Below are 23,559 nucleotides of genomic sequence, written 5' to 3'. Positions count from 1 at the left end.
AACCTCTTATGACTACTTTCGCTTTTGACCAATCAACGATCTATTCGCACGCTGACTCGCTACGCGACGACGCCGCTGCGCTCCAACCACTGCCAAACGTTCCGGTTCCCAATGTGTGGCCGCTCGCGGAGTTCAGCCAGGCGCTCTCGCAGGCCGTGGAGCAGGAAAACGCGAGAAGCGAGGCTTTGAGTGAGGAAGCAAGCCGCGTCGCTTTCGCGATGCTCCTGGCTGTAAAAGCGGCCATCAGCGTTGATGAGCGATTCAGCAACCTTCTTCAGGCGGTGTTGTGATGGCTGCACTGGCTGCGGGCATTGACCCGATCGCGGCAGCGCAGCTCATTCTGCGACACGTCCCTGCCCCACTTCCCCAACTCCCATTCCTGTCCACTCCAGATTTTTCCGCCATCGAGCCCCTCGCCGCGTTCGTAGGAGCGCACCCTGCGGGCCAGACGCTGCGCAATGCTGCGAACCTGCTGGGGAAAGATCGCGACACCATTGTGAAGATGTTCGGCCAGGCAAGCAGCCTCGTGTTCTTTGCCGCCAAAGACCTGAGCAATATCGTGGTTGACCTCATCCGAGACACCCAGCCGCTCATCCCACTGTTGCTCAACCCTGCAACTGCGATCGGAGCGGGGATCAAGATCGCCGCCCAGGTCGCGTGGGCGGTCACCCAGGCTGGGCTCACTCTCAACGGGCTGGCGAACGACCTCGCACCACTGGCCAAGCAGCTCTCAGAGATCGTGGCATACGCAGCGAGCCAACCCGCTATTGCCGCATCCTCGCAAGCAAAAGCCGCCATGTACGAGCTCGAGCGCCTCATCACAGCCCGCGAACTCCCTCACGCTAAGAACGAGGTCACCCAGCTCGCCGCCGTTCAGCAGGCGGGACCTCCTCCCTCCCGGGGTGGCTCGGCAACTGGTGCGGCTGCGGTCGCGGCGGCGAAACAACAGCTCGGCACACGGTACGCGTGGGGTGGATCTGCGCCCGGCGGGTTCGACTGCTCCGGGCTGACAAGCTGGGCGTATCGGCAGGCCGGTGTGGAGCTGCCACGCCTAGCCCAAGAGCAAAATATCGGGCAACAGGTCCGCTACGAGGACCTGCAACCGGGCGACCTCGCGGTGTGGGATGGACACGTTGCCATGTACGCCGGTGACGGGATGCTCATCGAAGCTGGCGACCCAGTTCAGATGAACCCGGTGCGAACAGAAAACATGGGAATGGCCTTCAAAGGTTTCTGGCGTCCAACAGCGTGATAGATTTGCTGCATGATTACCCGTGCTATTTTGCCCGTCAAGCTTTCACTGACCGACGGCGATTTCTACACCCTGTGGGCGCCAACCTGGAAGGAGCACGGCTCCGAGTGGCAGGCCTTTTTCGGCGATGAAAACTCGGTGCTCGTCTTCGAATCCCCCGAGGCGCTGCTCGCATACATCAACAACACGCCGAAGCATGACCTGGCGGACCACCCCAAGTGGGAGCAGTTTTCCAACCAGGGCGACGACCGTGTGGTGCCGAATGACAAGCAGTACTTCGACATCATTGGTGCACCGGAGTTGCTGGCTGGCCGCCCAAGCCACGAGAACGTCTCGCACCTGTCCCGCGTGCTGCAGATTTCGCGCTCCCTCGCGGAGGTAGCGGCGGCAGAGCCAGCACTGATCTTCTTCGCCTCCCACTCGATTTTGGGCAACGTCAACCGCGGCTCTGATCACTACCAGGGTGAGAACGGCCTGGACGAGTGGTCTGGTGTCGGCCGCGTCGTGCTGGCGAACTGGGAAGAGGTAGTCAAATCCCTCGATGAGTCGGTCCGCGTGGTGCAGACGGACTCCATCGACGCGGCAGCGGTCAGCGCCGCTGCCGCAGCTATCGAGGCCGCGCAAAAGGCCCGCGAAGAGGCGAAGCAGCAAGCCAGCGAGGCCGAGCGTGCTGAGCAGGAGGCGCAAGACCCATACGACAACTCCGCGTGGGCACGTGCCGGAATCGACCCAGTGAAGGTTTCCATCCAGGGCAAGAGCGTCTACACGTTGCGCACCTACTTGGGCTCCAACCCGGTATTCCTGGGCAAGTACGGTGAAATCTTCACGTTCCCGTCCACCAAACACCTTGGACGCTGGATTATCGAGAACGATGACCATGACCTCGCCGCAGTAGCAACCTGGCCTGACCTGGTTACCCTGGCAAACGCTGGTGAGCTCGAGGTCACCGTCCACCCGGACAACTCCTACTCCTTCAACGGCATCGCGCAGGACATCAAGCAGGGCGTCGATAGCGTCGATACCAAGCAGATGGCGAAGGCCTACGAGCTGCTTGCCGACGCCGCCGACTGGGCCAAGGACGACTCGCTCAATTCATTCCTCCTGGCAAACCCACGCATGCAGGACTACCTGGCGTACATGCTGGGCTCCACCGAAGCCGCAGGTTACGTCCCATCTGCGCCGTTTACGGATAAGGCTGAGGCGTGGAACGAGATGGAGCTGCAGCTCATCAAGCGCTTCTCCAAGTTCTAGTCGCAGCCTAAATTCCTGAGGCCGTCGAAGACGCCGGATTCTGGCACACGTAAAATGTGCCACCATGGACCAGGTCGATCCGTTAATCTCCGCTATTTATCGTTGGTTCGATGTATCCGGTGTCTTACTGATGGGCATCATCGGTGGCACAATCGCACGCCACCGTGGCTACGACATCATCGGGTTTTTCTTCATCGCGATGCTCTCCGCACTCGGCGGAGGCATGCTTCGCGACGTCCTCATCAACGAAGGCACCGTGGCGGCAATGAGCCAGCCGGAGTACCTCATCCTGGCTTTTACCGGCGCGGTGATCGCGCGCTTTACATACTTCAAAGGGCGCGCGTGGAGCGTGCTTGAAAGCCACGGCGACGCCTTCGTCTCAGCGCTGTGGGCGGCCACCGGGGCGTCGAAAGCCCTGACGTACGGGCTGCCGGTCCTGCCTGCGATCATGATGGGCGTGTTCACCGCGACGGGCGGCGGCATGATCCGCGACGTCGTCACCGGCCGCGAACCGAGTGTCTTCGGCAACAACCAACCAACGGTCATTCCAGCCGTGGCATGCTCTGTCATCGTCCTGATCGGGCACGCCACGGGCCACATGGCGATCGGGATGGTGATTGGCCCGATGGTGAGCTTCGGACTCTTCCTGCTCGGCTACTACGGAAACTGGCGGATCTCCACGAACTCCGAGTTCGCGCCGGTAAACCAGACCGCGGCACACCTCGCGGAACTGGCTCGGAAAGCGGAGCGTCGCTCACGCAACATCGCACGTGAACTCGAGCCGACCCGCGTGCGCTCCTGGCGCCACCGCCAAATGGAAAAGGCGCTCCAGCGCAGGATCGAATCGGAGGTCAAGCGCGGCAAAGGGCGTAAAGAGGCCGTGCACGAGGCAGACGCGTTCCTGCAGGAATTCACCTCCCAGTTCGAGGCGATTGATGCTGAGGACAAGCAGGATGTGACGGAGGAGGCGTCGACCGGCGAGTCGCTGCTCGACGGCATCGGGGTGGATCTCTCCGGCGATTCCTACGACGAAGACCGCAACCTTGATCAGACCGCCAGCAAGATGCTGGACATGATTCTGCAGGACGACAAACTCACCGACGAACTCATCGAGCGGCTGGTCAAGCAGTACGAAGCGCGAAACTCTTAGAGCGCCGCGGTGCCGAAGGCCCAGCCAGCGCCGAAGGTGATGGCAAGCCCAAGCCCGCCGCCGATGACCAGGCGCAACACGGCGCGCGTCACGCTCGCGCCACCAATGCGAGCAGAGATCGCGCCAGTTGCCGCCAGCGCCACGAGAGTCACAATGAACGTCGACGCCACACGCCACGAGTCTGGCGGAAGTAGCACCGCAGCAAGCGGCAGCAACGCACCGAGGGAGAAGGAAATGAACGACGCAATGGCCGCGGACCATGGGTTCGCAAGGTCGTCCTCGTCGATGCCGTAGTGCATTTCCAAGTGGGCCTTGATGGGGTCCTCGGCGGTGCGCTCCTTCGCCACCTTCAGCGCCGTCTTCGAGCTCAAACCAGACGCGACGTAGCCTGCGACCAGGTGCTCGAACTCCTCGTGCGGGTCCTCCTTGTGCAGCTCGAGCTCGCGCTCAATGAAGGCGCTTTCCATATCCCGCTGGGAGGACACGGACACGTACTCGCCGAGCGCCATCGACACTGCGCCACCGATCAGCGCGGCGATGCCGGCCGTAGCGATCGCGGGAACGTTCGGGGTAGCACCCGCGACGCCGACGACCACCGCGGCCGTCGAAACGATGCCATCATTCGCGCCGAGCACTGCCGCGCGCAGCTTGTTCAGCCGCTCATTCATGCCTTCAACCGCAACCATGCGCTACATCGTGGCTGAAACTACACACCCGCGCAACAAAGCGCAGCCTCACCAATATCGTGGGTGACCTGGCGTACGATAGCCTGCGATGAACACTGCAATACGCATCGCAAGCGCCGTGTGCGCGCCCCTGTGCCTGACTCTCGCCCCTGCCCCGCTTGCGCAGGCGGAGGATACGACGGTCACGACCACGGTCACACCCCGCCCCGGGTTTTACGACGACTACGGCAACTGGGTCCCCCCTGTCCGCCTCCACGCGCCGGACACGAACAATTGCGAGCGCTCCCTGTGGCCACCCGAGCCAGTATCGACGTCCGAGGCCCGCGAAACTGAGACGCTCCAACCACTCCCCGTAACCTACGAGGGCTCCTGCGGCATCGAGGCGCCCGAGGGATTCCATGTCGATGAGGGGGTGCTCGCGTCCGCGTGGCTGGTCGCCAACCTCGATACCGGCGACGTGATTGCGATGAAGGATCCGCACGGCAGGTACAGGCCGGCCTCGATTATTAAGGTGCTGCTCGCACTCGTGGCGATTGACGAGCTGCCCCGCGAACAGCGCGTTGTGGTCAGCGAGGAATCCGCTGGCCAGGAGGGCTCCGCCGTCGGCATCGGGGCCGGCGGCGAGTACACCGTCAACGACCTGCTACACGGCCTGCTGATGGCCTCGGGCAACGACGCCGCCCATGCGCTCGCGCAGGCGCTCGGCGGTGACGACGCCACCCTGACGAAGATCAACGCAAAAGCCCGCGAGCTCGGCATGCTCGACACCCGCGCAACCTCCTACTCCGGGCTGGATCGGGCTGGGATGTCCACTTCGGCATGGGATATGGCGCTCGCCTACCGGGCCGCGTTTTCCAACCCGGCGTTCGCCGAAATCGCGGACACCGCCTCCTACCCGTTCCCCGGCTATGGTGACATCCCGGGCTACGAGCTGTGGAACGACAACAAGCTCTACCTCAACGACCCAGACGGCATCGGCGGCAAGACCGGCTACACGGATGACGCGAACCACACGTTTGTAGGCGCAGTCGACCACGACGGCGTGCGTCTGGTGGCGGTAGTGCTGGACACCACGGTGGATAAAATGCGCGCTTGGCAGCAGGCGCAGACGCTTCTCCACGAGTCCTACGCCTACGCCTCCGCCTCCGAGAGCCGCACCCACGTGGCGTCGCTGAATCCTGTCGAGGAAACGCCAACGACAACATCGCAGCCGACCGATACCGCTGATGAGCAGCCTGGAACAGCAAAAAGCCAGGGTGGCATTCCCTGGCTTTCCATCGCGCTCGTCGGCGGCGTGCTGGTGGTTACCGCACTCGCCGTCGCGCTTAGTTTCGCGTCAGCAAAGAAACGATCCCGACGCCAATAGCACCAATCGCGGCCCCAATGCCTAGCGCCTTGCCCGATGCCGAGGCGCTGCTAGCAGGGTCCTGGTACGCGCCCGCGCGCACATTAATGATCGCGGACTCCGGGACCTCAACCGGCTCGAGCTCCAACGACTCCTCTGTAGTTGCGGTCCAGGCAGAAACGTAGAGCACAACGCGCCAGATGAGATAGAGCACCACCATCAGCACAATCACTGGGCCGAAGATCGCGCCGGCTGGGTTGCCCGTCGCCGAGCTGACGATCACGGTTGCGAACTGCTTCACCAGCTCGAACGCGACCGCGCCGAGCAGCGCGCCCTTCAGGCCGGACTTCATCGGCACCTTCGTGCGCGGCATGTACGTGACCATCCACCACATAACCAGGAAGTTCGCCAGCACACCGACCAACAGGCCGACGGCCCACACCACGAGGCGGGCCCCCGGGAAGTCACCGAGACCGAAGTGCTCCATCGCCTGCGAGGTCCAGGAGGATGCACCTACAGCGGTCACACCGAACGCCACGATGAAGAGCAGAATCAAACCGATCAAGCCCAACAGGTCCGTCAGCTTCTTCACGACGAAGTTTCCACCATCATTCGCGTCAAGGTTCCACATCGCCGAAACGCCGACTCGCAGGTTGTTCATCCATCCCAAGCCGGACCAGAGGGTTGTGAGCAAACCGACACCTGCGACGGCTCCACGCTGGTCGATCGCTGCCTGTAGCAACTCGTTGACGGTCTCGCCGAGTCCCCCTTCGAGGTTCTCAGTGATTTGGTCCTGCACCTGCTGCATGATGTCCGGGCGCCCGTTCAAAAACATACCGAGGGCAGCGAACAGCAACATCGCCAGCGGGAAGAGTGACAGTACCGAGAAGTACGTAATACCTGCTGAAAGCTGGTTTCCGCCCTGCGCGGAGAAACGCTCGTTCATCCGCATCAGGTGCCCGACCGCCGGAGCCTTCTTCGCAATCTCGTCCGCAGCGCCCTCTGTTTGCTGCTTCGTGGCGCGCTCAATGCCCTGCCGATCGGTGTACTCCGTCTGTGGCGACGTCGAAGTGGCCATCACAGTCCCTTCCCTACTTCTGGTTTGTTACGTTAAGCACACCATCGTAGAGGAAAGGTCCACCATCTAGCCACCGAATTGCTAGGCTCCCGCGAGAAAACCAACCTTCTCATACACGTCTTTTACCAACGGCGCCGCGATCTCGCGTGCGCGCTGCGCTCCGTCCGCAAGGATGCGTTCCAGCTGTCCACGGTCGTTCATGAGTTCGTCGTAGCGGGCGCGAAGTGGCGTCGTAAAGGCCTCAAGTGCATCGGCCGTGTCAACCTTCAGTGCGCCGTAGCCCTTGCCCTCGTAGCTGGCCACCAGCGAGTCGATCGGGGTGCCGGTCAGCGCAGACTGGATCACTAAGAGGTTGGAAACACCTGGCTTGTTTTCCTTGTCATAGGCGACGACGCCATCATCATCCGTCACCGCGGAACGGATCCGCTTCGCGGACACCTTCGGATCATCCAGCAGGTTAATCAGACCCTTGGGGTTCTGCCCAGACTTGCTCATCTTCGACGTCGGGTCCTGCAAGTCGTAAATCTTTGCCGAGCCTTCCGGAATCAGCCCCTCCGGCACAACGAACGTGGAGCCGTAGCGGGAGTTGAAACGCTCGGCGAGCGTGCGGGTCAGCTCAAGGTGCTGACGCTGATCTTCACCAACGGGCACAACCTGTGGCGAGTACAGCAAAATATCGGCGGCCATCAACACCGGGTAGGTGAACAGACCGACCGAGGTGCGATCCTGGCCCTGCTTCTGGCTCTTGTCCTTAAACTGCGTCATGCGGCTTGCCTCGCCGAAGCCGGTGAGGCACTGCAGCACCCAGGTCAGCTCCGTGTGCTCAGGCACATGCGACTGCACGAACAGAGTGGACTTCTCTGGGTCGATGCCGAGCGCGATCAGCTGCGCGCAGCCCGCGATGGTGCGCTCGCGCAGCTCCTTCGGATCCTGGTCGACCGTGATGGCGTGCAGGTCCGGGATGAAATAAAACGCGTCGTACCCGTCTTGCAGGTCAATCCACTGCTTCAATGCCCCAAGGTAGTTGCCGAGGTGGTAGGAATCTGCCGTGGGTTGAATGCCGGAAAGTACGCGCTGTTTTTTAGTCATGCCTACCTACTGTAGACCGGAACGTGCGCGTGCGGTACCTGCCCTATTCTTTTTCCTCTTTGTCGGTCTTATTGTTTGGCCGCGGGTCGGTTCGGCGCATGCGCTTGATGCCGCGGTAGACCTGGCGCGCCCCCGGCACCATCCGCGCTCGCCGGTAGAAGTAAGAGGTCAGCGCGTACTTCGGGTCGATCTCGGCGACGCGCTCGTCGTCGTACACATAGACCGGCAGTGACCAGCCACGCTTCAGGGAAACCAGGCGGATACCCAGCACGAGCAGCACGGTAACAATGACGTTGACCCACTCCGGGACCCTCGCCATCATCATGAGCCACCACGCCACGGTGCCAATCACCGCCGCCGACGCATACAGCTCTTTCCGGAACACCAGCGGCACACGATCGGAGAGGACGTCGCGAATGATACCGCCGGACACACCGGTGGTGATGGCGGCCACGCAGGCAATGATGAACCCGTGGCCGTTCTCAATCGCGATTCGAATACCAACAACAACGAACGCGGCGAGCCCGATGGCGTCGGCAACTAAGAAGCCGCGACGCAGCTGGTGCATCAGCCAACTAATGCGGACAGTCAGTACGGAAGCAACTACGACGAGCAGCAGATACTCGGGTTTTTCCACCCACACCATCGGGTAAATCCCCAGCAGCAGGTTGCGCACCGTGCCGCCGCCGAGCGCGGTCAACGCGCCGAGGGTGATGACCCCGAAGAGGTCCATGCGCATGCGGCCCGCGGACACGGCGGCGGTCATGGCCTCTGCGACGATGCCGATGATGAAGAGTGCGGTGATGAGCTGATCGGTGCTGACTGCGTCCATATTAAATGTCGTATTCCACGATGAGTGGGGAGTGATCCGACCAGCGCTGCTCAACCGTAGGCGCCTTTTCCACCCAGCTGCGCTGCGCGCGCTCGAGCATGGACTTCGTTGCGGCCTGGTAGTCGATGCGCCAGCCGGCGTCGTTGTTAAACGCCTGGCCACGGTAGGTCCACCATGTGTACGGCGCGTCCTCGGGCTGCAGGCGGCGCGCGACGTCGAACCACTGCGGGCTCTCATTCGCTTGTCGACGCCCCTCCGACTCATACTCCACCGCCCCAGCCCACCGGCTTGCTTCCTTGTCTTCGAGGTCCTGCGCGGCGTCATCCGGGAACGCACCGAAGACGGAGTCCATGAACGCGCGCTCGTCGGGCAGGAAGCCGGACTTCTTCCGGTTCGTCTTCCAGTTCTTCAAGTCTTCGCGGCGGTGGCAGATGTTCCAGTCGCCTGCGATCACCATGTCGGGGTACTTCGCGGGCAGTTCCTCGAGCACCGGGCCGAACTGGTCGAAGAAGCGGTACTTCTCGTCCTGCTTGGCCGTCTCCGCCGCACCCGACGGCAGGTAGAGCGATGCCACCCGCACACCATTTTCGAGCGTCGCCGCAATGAAGCGCCCCGCGTCCTCGAATCCTGGGATACCAACACTTACCTCAGATAGGGGGGTTCGTGAGAGAATTCCCACACCCGCGCGGCCTTTCGCGCCCGGAGTTTCTGCCGGGGCGACGGCGAGATACCACCCTTGCTCAAGCGCAGGCGCCAGCGCGAGCTCGGTTTGTTGCTGCGTTGCCCGCACCTCTTGCATCAGCACGACGTCGACAGACGAGGCGTCGAGCCATGCGTGCATCCCGTGATTAAGCTCGTTGCGGACCTTCGTGGCCGCGCGGATTCCGTTGACGTTGACCGAAGCAATGCTTAAAACCATGCCCATGACCCTACCTTTCCCCGCTAATACAAGACACGCGGTATGTAAAAGCTGTACGCTGTGGGTTTAGGCAACACATTTGACGCGATACTTAAGGAGAACCATGGCTCAAATCATTTGGACACGCACCGATGAAGCGCCACTGCTGGCAACCTATTCCCTCAAGCCAATCGTTGAGGCATTCGCCGCTCAGGCGGGACTCGATGTCACCACCGCTGACATCTCGCTTGCAGGCCGCATCATTGCGCAGTTCCCGGAGCGTCTCACCGACGAGCAGAAGATGGACGACGCACTTGCGCAGCTCGGCCAGCTTGCTACTACCCCCGAAGCGAACATCATCAAGCTTCCGAACATCTCGGCTTCCCTGGTCCAGCTGAAGAAGGCCATCGCAGAGCTGCAGGCCGCTGGCTTCGACCTGCCGGAGTACCCGGACAATCCTTCCACCGACGAAGAGCGCGAAGTACAGAAGCGTTACGACGCCGTGAAGGGCTCCGCCGTGAACCCCGTCCTGCGCGAGGGCAACTCCGATCGCCGTGCGCCGGAGGCCGTCAAGAACTTCACAAAGAAGCACCCACACTCGATGGGCGCGTGGTCGAAGGACTCCAAGACCAACGTTGCGACCATGGATGCTGGAGACTTCCGCCACAACGAGAAGTCCGTCATCATGCCGGCGGCCGATTCCCTGACCATCAAGCTGGTCGCCAATGATGGCACCGAGACCGTCCTCAAGGACTCCCTGGCTGTCGAAGCTGGCGAAGTCGTGGACGGCACCTTCATGTCCGCCAAGGCGCTCGACGCGTTCCTTCTCGACGCGGTCAAGCGCGCCAAGGAAGAGGGCGTGCTCTTCTCCGCTCACCTGAAGGCAACGATGATGAAGGTCTCCGACCCAATCATCTTCGGCCACGTCGTCCGCGCGTACTTCAAGGACGTCTACGACAAGTACGGCGAGACCCTTTTCGCTGCTGGCCTGAACGGCGAGAACGGCCTGGGCGCGATCCTCGATGGCCTTGCTGGCGTCGATAATGGTGAGGAGATCCGCGCGGCCTTCGAGCAGGCACTGAAGGACGGCCCGGCGTTGGCGATGGTCAACTCCCACAAGGGCATCACCAACCTGCACGTACCATCCGACGTGATTATCGACGCCTCGATGCCTGCGATGATCCGCACTTCGGGCCACATGTGGAACGCTGCCGACCAGGAGCAGGACACCCTGGCGACCATCCCGGATTCCTCCTACGCGGGCGTCTACCAGGCGGTTATCGACGACTGCCGCGCCAACGGCGCCTACGACCCAACCACCATGGGCACCGTGCCAAACGTCGGCCTGATGGCGAAGAAGGCTGAGGAGTACGGCTCCCACGACAAGACCTTCAAGATCCCTGCCGACGGCAAGGTCCAGGTTGTAAACAAGGCCGGCGACGTACTCATTGAGCACGACGTCGAGGCCGGCGACATCTGGCGCGCATGCCAGACCAAGGACGCCCCGATCCAGGACTGGGTCAAACTCGCGGTCAACCGCGCACGCCTGTCCGGCATGAAGGCCATCTTCTGGCTCGACGAGGAGCGCGCACACGACCGCAACCTCATCTCCCTTGTTGAGAAATATCTGCAGGACCACGACACGGACGGCCTGGACATCTCCATCTTGAACCCAGTTGAGGCAACGAAGGTCTCCGTCGAGCGCATCCGCCGCGGCGAGGACACCATCTCCGTGACCGGTAACGTCCTGCGCGACTACAACACCGACCTGTTCCCGATTCTGGAGCTGGGCACCTCCGCGAAGATGCTCTCCGTCGTTCCACTGATGGCTGGCGGCGGCCTCTTCGAAACCGGTGCTGGCGGCTCCGCACCGAAGCACGTGCAGCAGGTCCAGGAGGAGAACCACCTGCGCTGGGACTCCCTCGGCGAGTACCTCGCACTTGCAGAGTCCTTCCGCCACGAGAAGAACACCAAGGGCAACGAGAAGGCAGGCGTCCTCGGTGACGCGCTGGACCGCGCAACGGAGAAGCTGCTCAACGAAGGCAAGTCGCCATCGCGCAAGGTCGGCGAGATCGACGACCGCGGCTCCCACTTCTGGCTGGCACGCTACTGGGCCGAAGAGCTCGCCGCGCAGTCTGAGGACGCGGACCTGGCGGCCACGTTCGCCCCGGTTGCTGCAGCGCTGGCAGAGAACGCCGAGACCATCGACGCAGAGCTGCTCGCGGTGCAGGGCTCCCCTGCCGACTTGGGTGGCTACTACTGGCCTGAGGAGGCCAAGGTCACTGCCGTCATGCGTCCGTCGGCAACGTTTAACAAGGTGATTGACGGTTTGAAGTAAACCCTCGGTTTGATCGGCCCCGGTTGCTGCGTTTTCGCGGCGGCCGGGGTTTCGTTTACGGTTCTTGACCTGGCACCCAGGATGGTACCTCTACGTGGTAACCAGAGGATGGTAATCAGCCGAGTAACTGGGCCGACGGCGATCACCTCTACTCGGCTGATTACCGTCCTCTGGTTACCATCCTCGGCAAAGAGCGGGCTGCGGGTGTGGTGGCGTCGAGAAGCGACTGCTCACGCGAGCGCAGCCCGGCGGCCAGCGATGGTGTCGCGGACCTCGCGGACGAACTGATCGGGGTACCGACGCAAGAACGACGGCGAGTAGCGGAGGAAGACATACCCCCTGTTGGCGATCATCTTCTGCCGCTCGAACTCTTCCTGCCGCGCGCGTTCGGCGTTGGGTCCCTGGTATTTCACGTTGCCGTCGATCTCGATGAGCAGCCAGCCGTCGACGCAGAGGTCCGCGTAGCGTCCAGCCACTTCGTACTGCGTAAGCAAAGGGCCGATCCCCGCCCGGATCAGCAGGGCACGTGCGAAAGATTCGTAGGGCGAACCGGAATCCGCGACACAGTGCCGGATGCACTCCCGGACCACGGCAACGCCCTTTAGCCTGCCAAGTTGGGATGCCTCCCGTTCAAGAAGTTCAAACGTAAACCCACTACACCGAAGGTAGTCGGCAGCGACGAGCCCTTCGACGAAGCCGTAATGGCGGGCGATGTCAGCAAACGTTCGGAAACCGTTAGTAACCCGGTGGCCGTCGCGCAACGAGATTTCGTTGCTACGCAGCACCATGCGCCGAAACATTATCCCCTCCCGGTTTCGGCGAGATGGCGGGCTCCCCCTCGAAAGCAGACACAGTTCGACGGGTTCTTCCGTCGTACTAATCACCCAAATGCCGTGCATGCGCGCGGCCGATCTTCCGACCAACACCGCTTCCCTGCTCATCATCGCAGCAGCTTCGACGCGCAGCCACTGACGTTCGTGGAACCTCAGCTCTTTCCAGCCCTTCTCTGCATACACAATGCTCGTGTCGAGCACCCGATACGGCCCTCGGAGTTTGTCGAGTTCCTTGTGGGAAAGAACCCGCTTGTCCACAATCCCCCGCCGTAGCTCTTCCTTCCGTTCCTCCCACCGTTGCTGTTGTGCCTTATGTGCTCTGTCAATCCCCATGTCTTTTCTGACGGCGAAAACCCGGCACCGGTTCCCTCCCGTCGCCGAAGGCCTACCCCGCGTTGCGCGACGCGAAGGTTCACGAACGTACATCACCGTCACTATTGTCAACATGGTTGAACCAGCAAGTTGGCATGACTACCGCCCGGGGTGAGCGTGACGCTGGACGCTCTTCACTATTCTATTTATATTCACATATATCGCCTGGTTAAACAGTATTGCTAGACAGCTTGGTTCACACAGAACCTACCAAGCGTTACATTGTTCCCCATGACACAATACGACAACAGCAATACGAAAGACTGGTCCTTCACCACACGCTCTATCCACGCCGGGCAGGCCGTCGATAGCGACTACGGGGCCCGTAACCAGCCTATTTACATGACCACCTCCTACGTGTTCGACAACGCTCAGCACGCAGCAGACCGCTTCAACCTCTCCAACCCAGGCCCGATCTACACTCGCCTGACCAACCCGACCCAGCAAGCGCTCGAAGACCGCATCGCGGACCTCGAGGGTGGCGTCGCAGCTACCGCATTCGCCTCTGGCATGGCTGCAGAGACCGCCGCCATCACGAACCTGGCGTCAGCAGGTGACCACATCGTCACCTCGCCTCGCATCTACGGCGGCACCGAGACCCTGTTCCAGGTGACGCTGCCACGCCTCGGCATCGACGTCACGTTCGTGGACAACCCTGACGATCCAGAGAGCTGGCAGGCGGCTGTCCAGCCGAACACGAAGGCGTTCTACGGCGAGACCTTCGGCAACCCGATCGCCGACGTCCTCGACATCCCGACCGTCGCGGAGGTCGCGCACCGCAACCAGGTGCCACTGATTATTGACAACACCATGGCCACCGCCGCCTTGGTCCGCCCACTGGAGCTCGGTGCAGACATTGTCGTCGCTTCCACTACGAAGTTCTACACGGGCAACGGCGCAGCTATCGGCGGCGTCCTCGTCGACGGCGGCAAGTTCGACTGGACCGTCGAGCGCGACGGCAAACCGGTCTTCCCGTACTTCGTCACCCCGGATCCGGCGTACCACGGCCTGAAGTACGCGGACCTCGGTGCACCGGCCTTCGCGCTGAAGGCCCGCGCCGGCATCCTGCGCGACACCGGCGCTGCAATCTCCCCGTTCAACGCGTGGGTTGCGCTGCAGGGACTGGACACGCTCAGCCTGCGCGTGGAGCGCCACAACGAGAACGCACTGAAGGTGGCAAAGTTCCTCAGCGAGCACGACAAGGTAGCCAAGGTGAACTTCGCCGGCATCGAGTCCTCCCCGTACTACGCGGTCAAGGAGAAGCTCGGCCTGCGCTACACCGGCTCGGTCCTCTCCTTCGAGATCGCAGGCGACAAGGACGACCACACCAACGCCTGGAAGTTTATCGACGCCCTCAAGCTGCACTCGAACCTGGCAAACATTGGCGATGTGCGCTCCCTGGTGGTCCACCCGGCAACGACGACGCACTCCCAGTCGGATGCTGAAGGCTTGGCGCGCGCCGGTATCTCCCAGGCGACTATCCGCCTGAGCGTCGGCATCGAAGACGCCGACGACATCATTGCGGACCTCGAGCGCGGATTCGCAGCGATCTAACATGCCCAACCTGGCGCCTGAAGGCGAGCTGCAGATAGTCCCGATTGGCGACTTCACCACAGAGGCCGGAGCCACTATCCAGGACGCCCACATCGCGTACCAGCGGTGGGGGCAGTTCCGGGGTGACCCGAAGGGCGACAACAACATCCTTGTTGTTGAGCACGCCTTAACCGGCGATTCCAACGCCGCCGAGTGGTGGGGCGGGGCGATTGGCCCCGGCAAAGCACTCGACACCGACACTTGGTGCGTGATCTGCACCAACGTGATCGGGTCCTGCTACGGCTCGACTGGCCCTGCGAGCACGCATCCCGACGGCGTCGCGTGGGGGTCCCGCTTCCCCGCACTTTCAGTCCGCGACCAGGTCCGCGCCGAACACACCCTGTTCACCCAGCTCGGTATCCACCGTGTGCATGCCATCATGGGGGGCTCCATGGGCGGGGCGCGCACCCTGGAGTGGACGCTGCTTTACCCCGAATCTGTCGGCTACGCCTGCGTCATGGCGGTCTCCGCGCGCGCAAGCGCCTGGCAGATCGGCATCCAGGAGGCTCAGATTTACGCCATCGTGCGCGACCCCAACTGGCACGGCGGCGACTACTACTCCACCGGCACCTCCCCCGATGAGGGACTGGCTGCCGCCCGGCGCATCGCACACCTCACCTACCGCGGTGAGCTCGAAATCGACGAGCGCTTCGGCACAAGCGCCCAAGAAGGCGAAAACCCACTCGGCCCCTACCGCGAGCACGACCAGCGCTTCGCTGTGCAAAGCTACCTGGACTACCAGGGGCAGAAGCTCGTCAAGCGTTTCGACGCCGGCGCCTACGTCACACTCACTGAAGCCATGAACCGCCACGACATCGGCCGCGGTCGCGGAGGCCTGAACAAGGCGCTGCACTCGTCGACGGTGCCGACGATGATTGTGGGCGTCGATACGGATATTTTGTACCCCTACCACCAGCAGGAACACATGTCCCGCAACCTGGGAAACCTGCTGGGGATGCACAAGCTGTCATCCCCGGTTGGCCACGACGCGTTTCTCGTCGAGGCCCGCCAGATGGACAACATCTTGCGCAACTTCATCGCGCTGACCAGCGCGTAAGATCCCTTTAGGAGCCCAGCGCGTCCACCGACCAGGCTAGCCACACCATCGCGGCGCCCAGGCCGGTGGCAAACGCGATATCAAACCGCTTCGAGCGCACCGCCAACAAGCCGATGACCTGCGAGTCACAGGTCAGGCGCAGCAGTGCGCACCACAGCATGGTCGCCCCCAGTGTGAACGTGGCACGCCGCCAGTGGTCCGTCAGCGACCACACCCCAGCGGCGACAAACCCCAGGATGAACACGCCGACCATCGCCACCTGCACGTTCCGAGGCAGGGGCGAGGGCGGGTTCCCAATGTCATGAGGGTTGTCCAGCGACAACCCTTCGGCCGAGTTAGGCAAGCTGCTCAGCCCGCTCCACGATATTGCGGACCAGGAACGTGCGAGTCATCGGGCCAACGCCACCAGGGTTCGGCGAGACCCAGCCCGCCTTCTCCCACACATCCGGGTGCAGGTCGCCGACTGTTTTGCCGTCGACACGAGAGACGCCCACGTCCAGCAGCGCGGCGCCTTCCTTAATCATGTCCGCAGTAATCATGTGTGGTTTGCCAGCCGCCGCGATGACCACATCCGCCCGGCGCGTCTCCGCGGCCAGATCCTTGGTGCCGGTGTGGCACAGCACCGTCGTGGCGTTGACGTTGCGCGAGGTCAACATCAGCGAGATTGGGCGGCCCACGGTTACTCCGCGGCCGATGACGCACACGATCGCACCGTTCAGATCCACACCGAAGCGCTCAAGCAGCTTGATGGAGCCGTTCGGCGTACACGGCAGCGGCGCGGGCTCGTTGAGCACCAGCTTGCCCAGGTTGACCGGGTGCAGGCCGTCGGCGTCCTTGTCTGGGTCGATGAGTTCCAGGATGCGGTTCTCATCCAAGTGCTTCGGCAGTGGCAGCTGCACGATGTAGCCGGTGACGGCGTCGTCGTTGTTGAGCTCCTCGATGACTTCCTCGAGTGCTTCCTGCGTGATGTCCCCTGGCAGCTCCTTCATGATGGAGGCAATGCCCAGCTCTTCACAGTCGCGGTGCTTCATGCGCACGTAGTTCTGGCTCGCCGGATCATCGCCGACCAGCACGGTGGCCAGCCCCGGCGTAATCCCACGCTCGCGCAGGGCGGCAACTCGTGTTTTGAGATCCGCAAAGATCTCCTCGCGGTACAGTTTTCCGTCTAATTTAATCGCAGTCACGGTGACCATCCTAGACTGTAACCATGTGCGCTTTTCACGTTATCTTTGACAATCCCGTCATCCCAGGCAACACCGGCAACGCAATCCGGCTGTGCGCAAACACCGGCGCCGTACTGCACCTGGTGGAGCCACTCGGGTTCAACTTCGAAGACAAGCACCTGAAGCGCGCAGGCCTTGACTACCACGACCTAGCGGACGTGCAGATCCACCCGACTATCGACGCCTGCTTCGCCTCCATCCCGGACGCCCGCATCTTCGCGTTCACCACGCAGGCAACCGACTACTACCAGGACGTCGAGTACCGCGACGGCGACGCCCTCCTCTTCGGCACCGAGCCGACCGGTCTTCCCGAAGCACACCGCAGCCACCCGCGCGTGACCAAGCAGCTACGCATCCCGATGCTGCCGAGCCGCAGGTCAATGAACCTTTCCAACTCCGCGTCCGTCGCCGTCTTCGAGGCCTGGCGGCAGTTGGGATTCGTCGGCGGAGTCTAAGCGGAAGGGTTGCTACAGCTGTTAAGATCTGTGCCTGTTACCCTGCCCCTTAATTGAAACGAGCCCGCCATGCTCTCTACGACTGCATCCCGTGCCCGTTTGACCGCTGTACTCGCCGCTTCTGCATTGTTGGCGAGTTGTTCGGGTTCCTCCGATGAGGAGCTCGACGCATGGCGCGCCGAGCAGGACGCAGCTGTTTCGGACATTGCCTCAATGCTCGACGAGCATACCTCGCTACCAGCTGTTACCACCTCTGCCCAGCAGACGCAGTACCGTTCAGAGCCGGACTACCGCGAACGCCCAAGCGCCCCCAGCCAACGCGTCGAGCCACCGATTCAACGCAACGTCATCGATCCGAGAAACGACTCATCTGGGCAGCGGGGCCGCGACGACAACCGTGGCGTGTACTACCACAACTCCGTCGACTGGAAGTGGCTGGAGCAGCCTGGCGGGATCGTACCTGGCGGCAGGATCATCAACGAGACACAAAGCTCGGGCTGTTCGACGGGCTTCCTTGCATCCAAAGGCGAGCGGATCTTCATCATCACTGCGGGCCACTGTGGCGATCGCGGCGATCAGTTCTACGTGCAGGACGCCCAAGGCAACTGGTCGTATGTCGGAGAGATGGTGGAGTCCTATCTGGAGAAGGACGCATACGGCGGTATCGTCGGCGCCGATATCGGGCTGATCGAAATCACCGGCGATGCGCGATATTCCTCAACACTCCCGTTGGATCTTCCGCTCCGCGGCTGGATCACCCCACAAGAAGCGCAAGCCCGAGGCATGGCCATCTGCCGTCTCGGCGCCACCACCGGTTACTCATGTGGAGAGTTCGAAAGCATCGGAAACAACGGCCTCTTCTACTTCCGCAGCATCACCGATCGCGGAGACTCAGGCGGCGCGGTCTTCGCCGCCGACAACTCTGGAGTGTGGGCCGTAGGCGTCAACTCCAACGTGTCCGATGCGAATAAGACCCGCGTAGGCGCCATGGAGATCGGCAGCGCCATCCAATACTGGGGCCTGACCATCCACAATTAAGGCTCTTCGGCGAGCGCTACCGCATCGTCCATGCCAGGCAGCGTACGGGTGCGCAGGGTGTCGACGAGCCAGCGCCCCTCCCCCGCGCGCATATCCCGCGCCACCATTTTGACGGCTCCAGGGACCAGATCAAAGCGCACGTGCGCGAGGCCAAGCCTGCGCTGCAACAGCCCTTGTTTGAAGGAAAGTTCCTGGATATGCGCGTTTTCCACCATCTGGTATCGCTGGGACAGGCGACCGAACGTGACCACGGTGACCTCTGGGTACAGCGCGACTGTCTGCCGCCGCCAATCAACCGGTGAAACCCACCGCGCAGAGCGCGGGGAGCGCAGCTGTGCACGCGACATGTCTCGCATCGCCTCACCGGACAGCGGCGCAATCGCGTCGATGACCTGCATGGCCTGCTCCAAGGTCCCGACCGGCAGCAACTTGGACGTGCCAGTTGCCTTGTTGCGCTCGGACCCGTACCCGGCCACAGTCACCGAGACGGTCCACCACCCAAACATGCGCCACAGCAGTGGCTGGCGAAGCTGTATCGCGTGGATGCGGTGCAGCGGGACCGCTTGGTGCCTGCGGTTCGCAAGCCCGTACGTCATGTTGATGACGGCCCCGTTGCTGCCGGAGGTGGCGTCGTCAAGCACTGAATTGAAGCGCCACGAGTGGTCGATGGTGCGCCAGATCTGTGGCACGAACCCGACGAGGATCGGTACTGCCGCGGTGATCGAGAGATCGGTGAAGAGCGGGACGGCGCTCGAGACAACAGTAATGATGGTTGAGAGTTGGAACGCCGCAGCAAGCAGCGAACGACCAATCGGGATTGGTGGCACCAGCGTATTAGCCGGGTCGGCGTCTTGCTCGGTGGGCGTCAACGCGGACGCAGCTGCGCCGGGGCGGGCAGCAATGGCCTGCAGGATCTCGGCGCGTAGTTCGTCCGCTTCCGCGCGGGGCAGGTAGGCGATCTCGATGGCCGAATTGTTGCCTCCGGCCGCCTCGACGCGCACCGCCGCAAGCCCGAACAGGCGCGGCGCGAACGGCTCGATGACGTCGACTGCCTGGATCCGGTCGTAGCGAGCGGTGCGCACCTTAGTGGTGAGCACCCCTCGCGTCAGCTCGATGTCTTCTTCGCCAACGCGGAATCCGATCTTGGCCCACCACAGCTGCGAAATAATGAACACTACGAGTAGGCCAACGACAAACACACCGACGGCCACGCCCACATCCATGATGCCGATGCCTTCGTCCTGCAGCCAGTTGACTAGGGGCATCGTGAAGTTGAAGACAGCGATCGTGAGCAGCGCAAGCAGCGTCGCCCACACGCGCAGCAACGGGGTCAGTCGGTGGACCCGCCGGTACTCAGAGGCCGCTGTCATAGGCCACTCATCTGTTCGCGTGCTTTGACCACAAGCCGGTCACGCAGCGCGTCGGCATCGTGGGCGGGAAGTCCAGGCAGCGTGGTCACCGAACTGACCGATGCCGTGTTCACCACCAGCTTCTTAAGCCCAAGCATCCGCATCACCGGTCCCGTGTTGACGTCCACGAACTGGATGCGCCCGTAAGGGATAACGGTGAGCGTGTGCCACATCTTCCCTTGGCTCAGGATGAGCTCGTTGTTCGTTTCCAGCCACGCCAGGTTGCGTACCTGGAACGGGATAAGGAAGTACTTCCAGATGAAGAACACTCCGCAGACGGCCGCTCCCCACATCCACCAGCCGCCGTACTTCCACTGCGCCCACAGCAGGCCGCCGATGACAATCAGCGCCCACACCGTGTTGGTCACCAGCATGGTCACCATGTACTTCGGTGATACGCGGTGCATCTGCTCAACCGAGGCCGGTAGCGGTGGTCTCGCGAGTGCGTCAGTCTGCTGTTCCATGGGCCCTACCCTAGCGACTTCACCGGAAATCACGTGAACCACGCGAGAGCCACTGGCCGACATTGATTTGCTCCAGACGGTCCGCCACGACGCTGACCGCACCTGACGCATTTTGGACAATCCCGCGCACCACCAGCGCGTGCGCTGTGCGCGCCACTACGCGCTGCCGCTTCCACAGCCCCGGCGACACCATGATGTTCAGCAGCCCGGTTTCGTCCTCCATCCCCAGAAACGTCAGGCCTGATGCCGTCTGCGGCCGCTGCCTGTGCGTGACCACGCCTGCGACGCGGACGCGGGTACCGTCTTCCACGCTACGAAGGTCGACCGCTCGGAGAATCCCCTCCCGTTGCAAGTGTTCGCGCAGCAGCTGCATCGGTTGAATATCAGGGGTGACGCCCGTGGCGGCAACATCGGCCGCGAGCAATTCGAACGCGGTCATCCCGGGCAGTGCTGGGGCGTCGATACCTGAAAGCCCAGGCAGCATGCCGTCGCGCTCTGTTGCTGCGATACCCGCAGCCCACACTGCTTGTCGACGCTCCCCTCCGAAGCAGTCCAGCGCACCCGCCTTGGCGAGCGCCTCGACGTGCTCCACGGTCAGCGCCGCCCGACGCGCCAGGTCCGCGATGTCCGTGAACGGCGCGGCCTTCTCGATCCTGGCCGCAGCCTTCTCCCCGACCCCCTTCACCAAATTCAGCCCGATCCGAATTGTGTCATTATCTATACAGCGCGCCTGTACGCCGGATCCGTTCACGCTCACCGGCAACACCGTGATGCCGTGGCGGCGGGCGTCTTGAATCAGGGACTGAGGCGAGTAGAAGCCCATCGGCTGTGCCCGCAGCAGGCCGACGCAGAACTGCGCCGGGTAGTAGTACTTCATCCACGCGGAGAAGTACACAAGCGACGCAAACGATTGCGAGTGCGACTCCGGAAATCCGTAGGCGGCAAACGCGACGATCTTGTTCCAGAGCTTTTCCGCGACGTCCGCCCCGATCCCGTTCGTGGTGTTGCAGCCCTCGAAGAACCGGGCTTTGAGCGCCGCCATTTTAGCTGGAGAACGCTTCGAACCCATCGCGCGGCGCAGCGCGTCGGCCTCCCGGCCGCTGAATCCTGCGGCGTCGACGGCGATCTGCATGAGCTGCTCCTGGAACAACGGAATACCCAGCGTCTTCCCAAGAGATTTTTCCAGCACCGGGTGATCGTAGAGAACGGGCTCGAGGCCATCGCGGCGCCGTAGATATGGGTGAACGGATCCGCCTTGAATTGGGCCTGGGCGGATGAGGGCCACCTCGACCACGAGGTCAAAGAAGCGCTGTGGTTTCAGCCGTGGCAGCGTGGAAAGTTGCGCGCGCGACTCCACCTGGAATACTCCGACGGCGTCAGCGCGGCACAGCATGTCGTAGACGTTGGTGTCGGCGAGGTCGAGCTCCCACAGGTGCACCTCTGTGCCCGTTGTATCGCGTACGAGGTCCACCATGTGGTGCAGGGCCTCCAGCATGCCGAGCCCGAGCAGGTCAAACTTCACCAACCCCGCCGAAGCGCAGTCGTCTTTGTCCCACTGCACCACAGAGCGCTGTTCCTTGCGCGCCCACTCGATGGGAACGACGTCCGCGATCGGCCGGTCGCAGATCACCATCCCGCCCGAGTGGATCCCGAGGTGGCGTGGCTGGCCAATGAACTCCTCCGCCAACGTACATACCTGCTCCGGCGGGTCGCTGAGTCCTTTTGACCAGGCATCCGCAGCACCTTGTGGGTACCCGAGCGCCCGGGAAGCGTCACGAACAGCACCCTTCCTCCGGTACGTGATCACGTTCGCCACCTGCGCGGCACGCTCGCGGCCGTAGCGCCGGTAAACGTACTGGATTACTTCTTCGCGCCTGCCGGACTCAATATCAATATCGATATCCGGTGGGCCATCGCGGTCCGGCGACAGGAAACGCTCAAAGAGAAGGCCAGCGCTGATCGGCTCGGCGTTCGTGATCCCGAGAGCAAAGCAGACCGCTGAGTTCGCCGCCGACCCACGGCCTTGGCACAGGATATTGCTGCGCCGACAAAAGTCGACCAGGTCGTACACGATTAAGAAGTAGCCGGGGAATTGGAGCTCCTCAATCACGCTGAGTTCGTAAGCAATCTGCTTCATCGCCTGCTCACGGATGTTTTCCGGGCGCGTCGCGTACCGCACCTGCGCACTCGCGTAGGTCAACTCCTTCAGATAGCTCATTTCATTGTGGCCAGCAGGAGTGTCGTAGTCCGGTAGGTTTGGCGCGACAAGGTCGAGCGTAAACGCGCACTGTTCGGCAACCTCCACGGTGGTGGCCAGCATCGGCTCACATCCCGGCAGCAGCCGGGCGAGCTGCTGCCCGCTGCGCAGCCAGTGCGCCCCCATGGGGTGCAGGTCAGCAACGTCTTGCCGCAGCGCGCGGCGCTGGCCAAGCGCATGTTTCGCTGCAGCGAGGCGCGCGTGTCGGCGCGTCGCAGCGGCAGGCCGGGTACTCACTATGGCGGGAAGATGAACGAAGCGGTCTAATTGTTGGTGATGATCGGCGTCATCCGGCATGAGTGAGACCACGTACTCCCTCACCACATTTTCCACCCCGAAGCTCTCGCTCAATTTATCGAATAGCGGGGTCCACTCCCACCCGCCAAGCGCTAAGCAGGAGCCATCAAGCCACTCCCCGATTTCCCACATCGGCGGGTACGAGAGCTCGCCTTTTTGTCTACCCTCCATGTGTGCGCGCGACATCAGATGCGATAACCTCCGATACCCTTCCGCACCACGGGCCAGGACGGGCAGCACCCCCTCTTTCAGCGTCAGCTCTGCACCAAACACCGTGGGCATCGCGGCCGCCGCAGCAGCTTCCGCAAACTTCACCGCACCGTAGAAACCGTCACGATCACACAGGCCAAGCGCCGAAAGTCCGAGCGACCGAGCGCGTGCAACCAGCTGTTCAGGCTCGCTCGCCCCGCCAAGGAAGCTATAGGACGACACCGCGTGCAACTCGGCGAATGGCACCCCACCGCGCCGCCCACCGACCCCCTCACCCTCCGCTTCACCAGCAAAGGTGAGGTGATCTACCGGAACGACAGGACCGACGTCGTTCCCAGACAGTATCCGCTCCAGCTTTGACCATGTCAGCGGAGCACCCCCATTGAATCGCATGTTCGATAGTGTAAACATGTTCGAATGCTCGCGCAAGCG

Annotated in this window: 21 protein-coding genes; 10 read left to right on the top strand and 11 right to left on the bottom strand. The window is 62.5% G+C overall.

All coding sequences use genetic code 11. The features are described from left to right. Positions 1-8: 8 nt before the first annotated feature. From QP752_RS02000 to QP752_RS01985, 4 genes are all read left to right on the top strand, one after another. Complete coding sequence (locus tag QP752_RS02000; protein ID WP_284804151.1) at positions 9-290, top strand: hypothetical protein; 282 nt, start codon at positions 9-11, stop codon at positions 288-290. Further along, complete coding sequence (locus tag QP752_RS01995) at positions 290-1,252, top strand: C40 family peptidase (protein WP_256006198.1); 963 nt, start codon at positions 290-292, stop codon at positions 1,250-1,252. Before QP752_RS02000 ends, QP752_RS01995 begins: the two co-directional genes overlap by 1 nt. Before the next feature lie 12 nt (positions 1,253-1,264). Continuing rightward, on the top strand, positions 1,265-2,503 hold the full coding sequence (locus QP752_RS01990; RefSeq protein ID WP_070477653.1) for a hypothetical protein: 1,239 nt from the start codon (positions 1,265-1,267) through the stop codon (positions 2,501-2,503). Between the two features lie 64 nt (positions 2,504-2,567). Then, on the top strand, positions 2,568-3,653 hold the full coding sequence (locus QP752_RS01985) for a trimeric intracellular cation channel family protein (protein ID WP_256007742.1): 1,086 nt from the start codon (positions 2,568-2,570) through the stop codon (positions 3,651-3,653). Here the strand turns inward: QP752_RS01985 and QP752_RS01980 are convergent. Continuing rightward, positions 3,650-4,339: a VIT family protein gene (locus QP752_RS01980; protein WP_256007741.1), complete on the bottom strand. Its 690-nt coding sequence runs from the start codon at positions 4,337-4,339 to the stop codon at positions 3,650-3,652. The genes QP752_RS01985 and QP752_RS01980 overlap by 4 nt on opposite strands. An 88-nt stretch (positions 4,340-4,427) precedes the next feature. On the opposite strand from QP752_RS01980, the gene QP752_RS01975 reads away from it, so the two are divergent. Beyond that, the gene (locus tag QP752_RS01975) at positions 4,428-5,705 is read left to right on the top strand and encodes a D-alanyl-D-alanine carboxypeptidase family protein (protein ID WP_256007740.1); all 1,278 of its coding nucleotides are present in this window, start codon (positions 4,428-4,430) and stop codon (positions 5,703-5,705) included. On the opposite strand, the gene QP752_RS01970 is transcribed toward QP752_RS01975, so the two are convergent. The 4 genes from QP752_RS01970 to QP752_RS01955 form a co-directional block, all read right to left on the bottom strand. Beyond that, positions 5,665-6,762 carry a YhjD/YihY/BrkB family envelope integrity protein gene (locus QP752_RS01970; RefSeq protein WP_070477651.1) on the bottom strand — a complete coding sequence of 366 codons (1,098 nt, stop codon included), beginning with the start codon at positions 6,760-6,762 and terminating at the stop codon, positions 5,665-5,667. The two genes, QP752_RS01975 and QP752_RS01970, sit on opposite strands and share 41 nt — an antisense overlap. Positions 6,763-6,843: 81 nt before the next feature. Continuing rightward, complete coding sequence (trpS, locus tag QP752_RS01965) at positions 6,844-7,851, bottom strand: tryptophan--tRNA ligase (RefSeq protein WP_070363004.1); 1,008 nt, start codon at positions 7,849-7,851, stop codon at positions 6,844-6,846. A 43-nt stretch (positions 7,852-7,894) separates the two neighbouring features. Continuing rightward, complete coding sequence (locus tag QP752_RS01960; RefSeq protein WP_070363005.1) at positions 7,895-8,683, bottom strand: trimeric intracellular cation channel family protein; 789 nt, start codon at positions 8,681-8,683, stop codon at positions 7,895-7,897. A gap of 1 nt (position 8,684) precedes the next feature. Further along, positions 8,685-9,602: an exodeoxyribonuclease III gene (locus QP752_RS01955; RefSeq protein WP_070477798.1), complete on the bottom strand. Its 918-nt coding sequence runs from the start codon at positions 9,600-9,602 to the stop codon at positions 8,685-8,687. Positions 9,603-9,705: 103 nt separating this feature from the next. Here QP752_RS01955 and QP752_RS01950 point away from each other — a divergent pair, with 103 nt between their 5' ends. After that, positions 9,706-11,919, top strand: coding sequence for an NADP-dependent isocitrate dehydrogenase (locus QP752_RS01950; protein ID WP_070363006.1), 2,214 nt, complete (start codon positions 9,706-9,708; stop codon positions 11,917-11,919). A 230-nt stretch (positions 11,920-12,149) separates the two neighbouring features. Here the strand turns inward: QP752_RS01950 and QP752_RS01945 are convergent, their stop codons facing one another. Beyond that, positions 12,150-13,085, bottom strand: coding sequence for a hypothetical protein (locus QP752_RS01945; RefSeq protein ID WP_083329460.1), 936 nt, complete (start codon positions 13,083-13,085; stop codon positions 12,150-12,152). A gap of 270 nt (positions 13,086-13,355) precedes the next feature. On the opposite strand from QP752_RS01945, the gene QP752_RS01940 reads away from it, so the two are divergent. Further along, positions 13,356-14,678 carry an O-acetylhomoserine/O-acetylserine sulfhydrylase gene (locus tag QP752_RS01940; RefSeq protein ID WP_284804145.1) on the top strand — a complete coding sequence of 441 codons (1,323 nt, stop codon included), beginning with the start codon at positions 13,356-13,358 and terminating at the stop codon, positions 14,676-14,678. 1 nt (position 14,679) lies between these two features. Continuing rightward, on the top strand, positions 14,680-15,774 hold the full coding sequence (locus QP752_RS01935) for a homoserine O-acetyltransferase (protein WP_083290817.1): 1,095 nt from the start codon (positions 14,680-14,682) through the stop codon (positions 15,772-15,774). A gap of 7 nt (positions 15,775-15,781) precedes the next feature. On the opposite strand, the gene QP752_RS01930 is transcribed toward QP752_RS01935, so the two are convergent. Continuing rightward, on the bottom strand, positions 15,782-16,117 hold the full coding sequence (locus tag QP752_RS01930) for a DUF3017 domain-containing protein (RefSeq protein ID WP_246814897.1): 336 nt from the start codon (positions 16,115-16,117) through the stop codon (positions 15,782-15,784). Further along, positions 16,110-16,958: a bifunctional methylenetetrahydrofolate dehydrogenase/methenyltetrahydrofolate cyclohydrolase gene (locus QP752_RS01925; RefSeq protein ID WP_205634833.1), complete on the bottom strand. Its 849-nt coding sequence runs from the start codon at positions 16,956-16,958 to the stop codon at positions 16,110-16,112. The genes QP752_RS01930 and QP752_RS01925 overlap by 8 nt, the downstream gene beginning before the upstream one ends. Before the next feature lie 23 nt (positions 16,959-16,981). Between QP752_RS01925 and QP752_RS01920 the strand changes: the two genes are divergently transcribed. Together QP752_RS01920 and QP752_RS01915 are read left to right on the top strand one after the other, a co-directional pair. Further along, positions 16,982-17,452 carry a tRNA (cytidine(34)-2'-O)-methyltransferase gene (locus tag QP752_RS01920; RefSeq protein ID WP_070477642.1) on the top strand — a complete coding sequence of 157 codons (471 nt, stop codon included), beginning with the start codon at positions 16,982-16,984 and terminating at the stop codon, positions 17,450-17,452. A 69-nt stretch (positions 17,453-17,521) separates the two neighbouring features. Beyond that, complete coding sequence (locus QP752_RS01915; RefSeq protein WP_256041908.1) at positions 17,522-18,490, top strand: S1 family peptidase; 969 nt, start codon at positions 17,522-17,524, stop codon at positions 18,488-18,490. Here the strand turns inward: QP752_RS01915 and QP752_RS01910 are convergent. Genes QP752_RS01910 through QP752_RS01900 form a run of 3 tightly spaced genes read right to left on the bottom strand, consistent with a single transcriptional unit; the run spans position 18,487 to position 23,538 of the window. Continuing rightward, positions 18,487-19,860 carry a PH domain-containing protein gene (locus QP752_RS01910; protein ID WP_284804140.1) on the bottom strand — a complete coding sequence of 458 codons (1,374 nt, stop codon included), beginning with the start codon at positions 19,858-19,860 and terminating at the stop codon, positions 18,487-18,489. The genes QP752_RS01915 and QP752_RS01910 overlap by 4 nt on opposite strands. Further along, entirely contained in the window at positions 19,857-20,363 is a 507-nt protein-coding gene (locus QP752_RS01905) for a PH domain-containing protein (RefSeq protein ID WP_284804139.1), read from the bottom strand. Before QP752_RS01905 ends, QP752_RS01910 begins: the two co-directional genes overlap by 4 nt. A 19-nt stretch (positions 20,364-20,382) precedes the next feature. Next, positions 20,383-23,538, bottom strand: coding sequence for an error-prone DNA polymerase (locus QP752_RS01900; protein ID WP_284804137.1), 3,156 nt, complete (start codon positions 23,536-23,538; stop codon positions 20,383-20,385). Positions 23,539-23,559 lie beyond the last annotated feature (21 nt).

This window comes from Corynebacterium sp. UMB10321, from assembly GCF_030228725.1.
GTDB lineage: Bacteria > Actinomycetota > Actinomycetes > Mycobacteriales > Mycobacteriaceae > Corynebacterium > Corynebacterium pseudogenitalium.
Note: the sequence above shows the minus strand (reverse complement) of the source record. Positions and strands in the feature narration are given on the sequence as shown.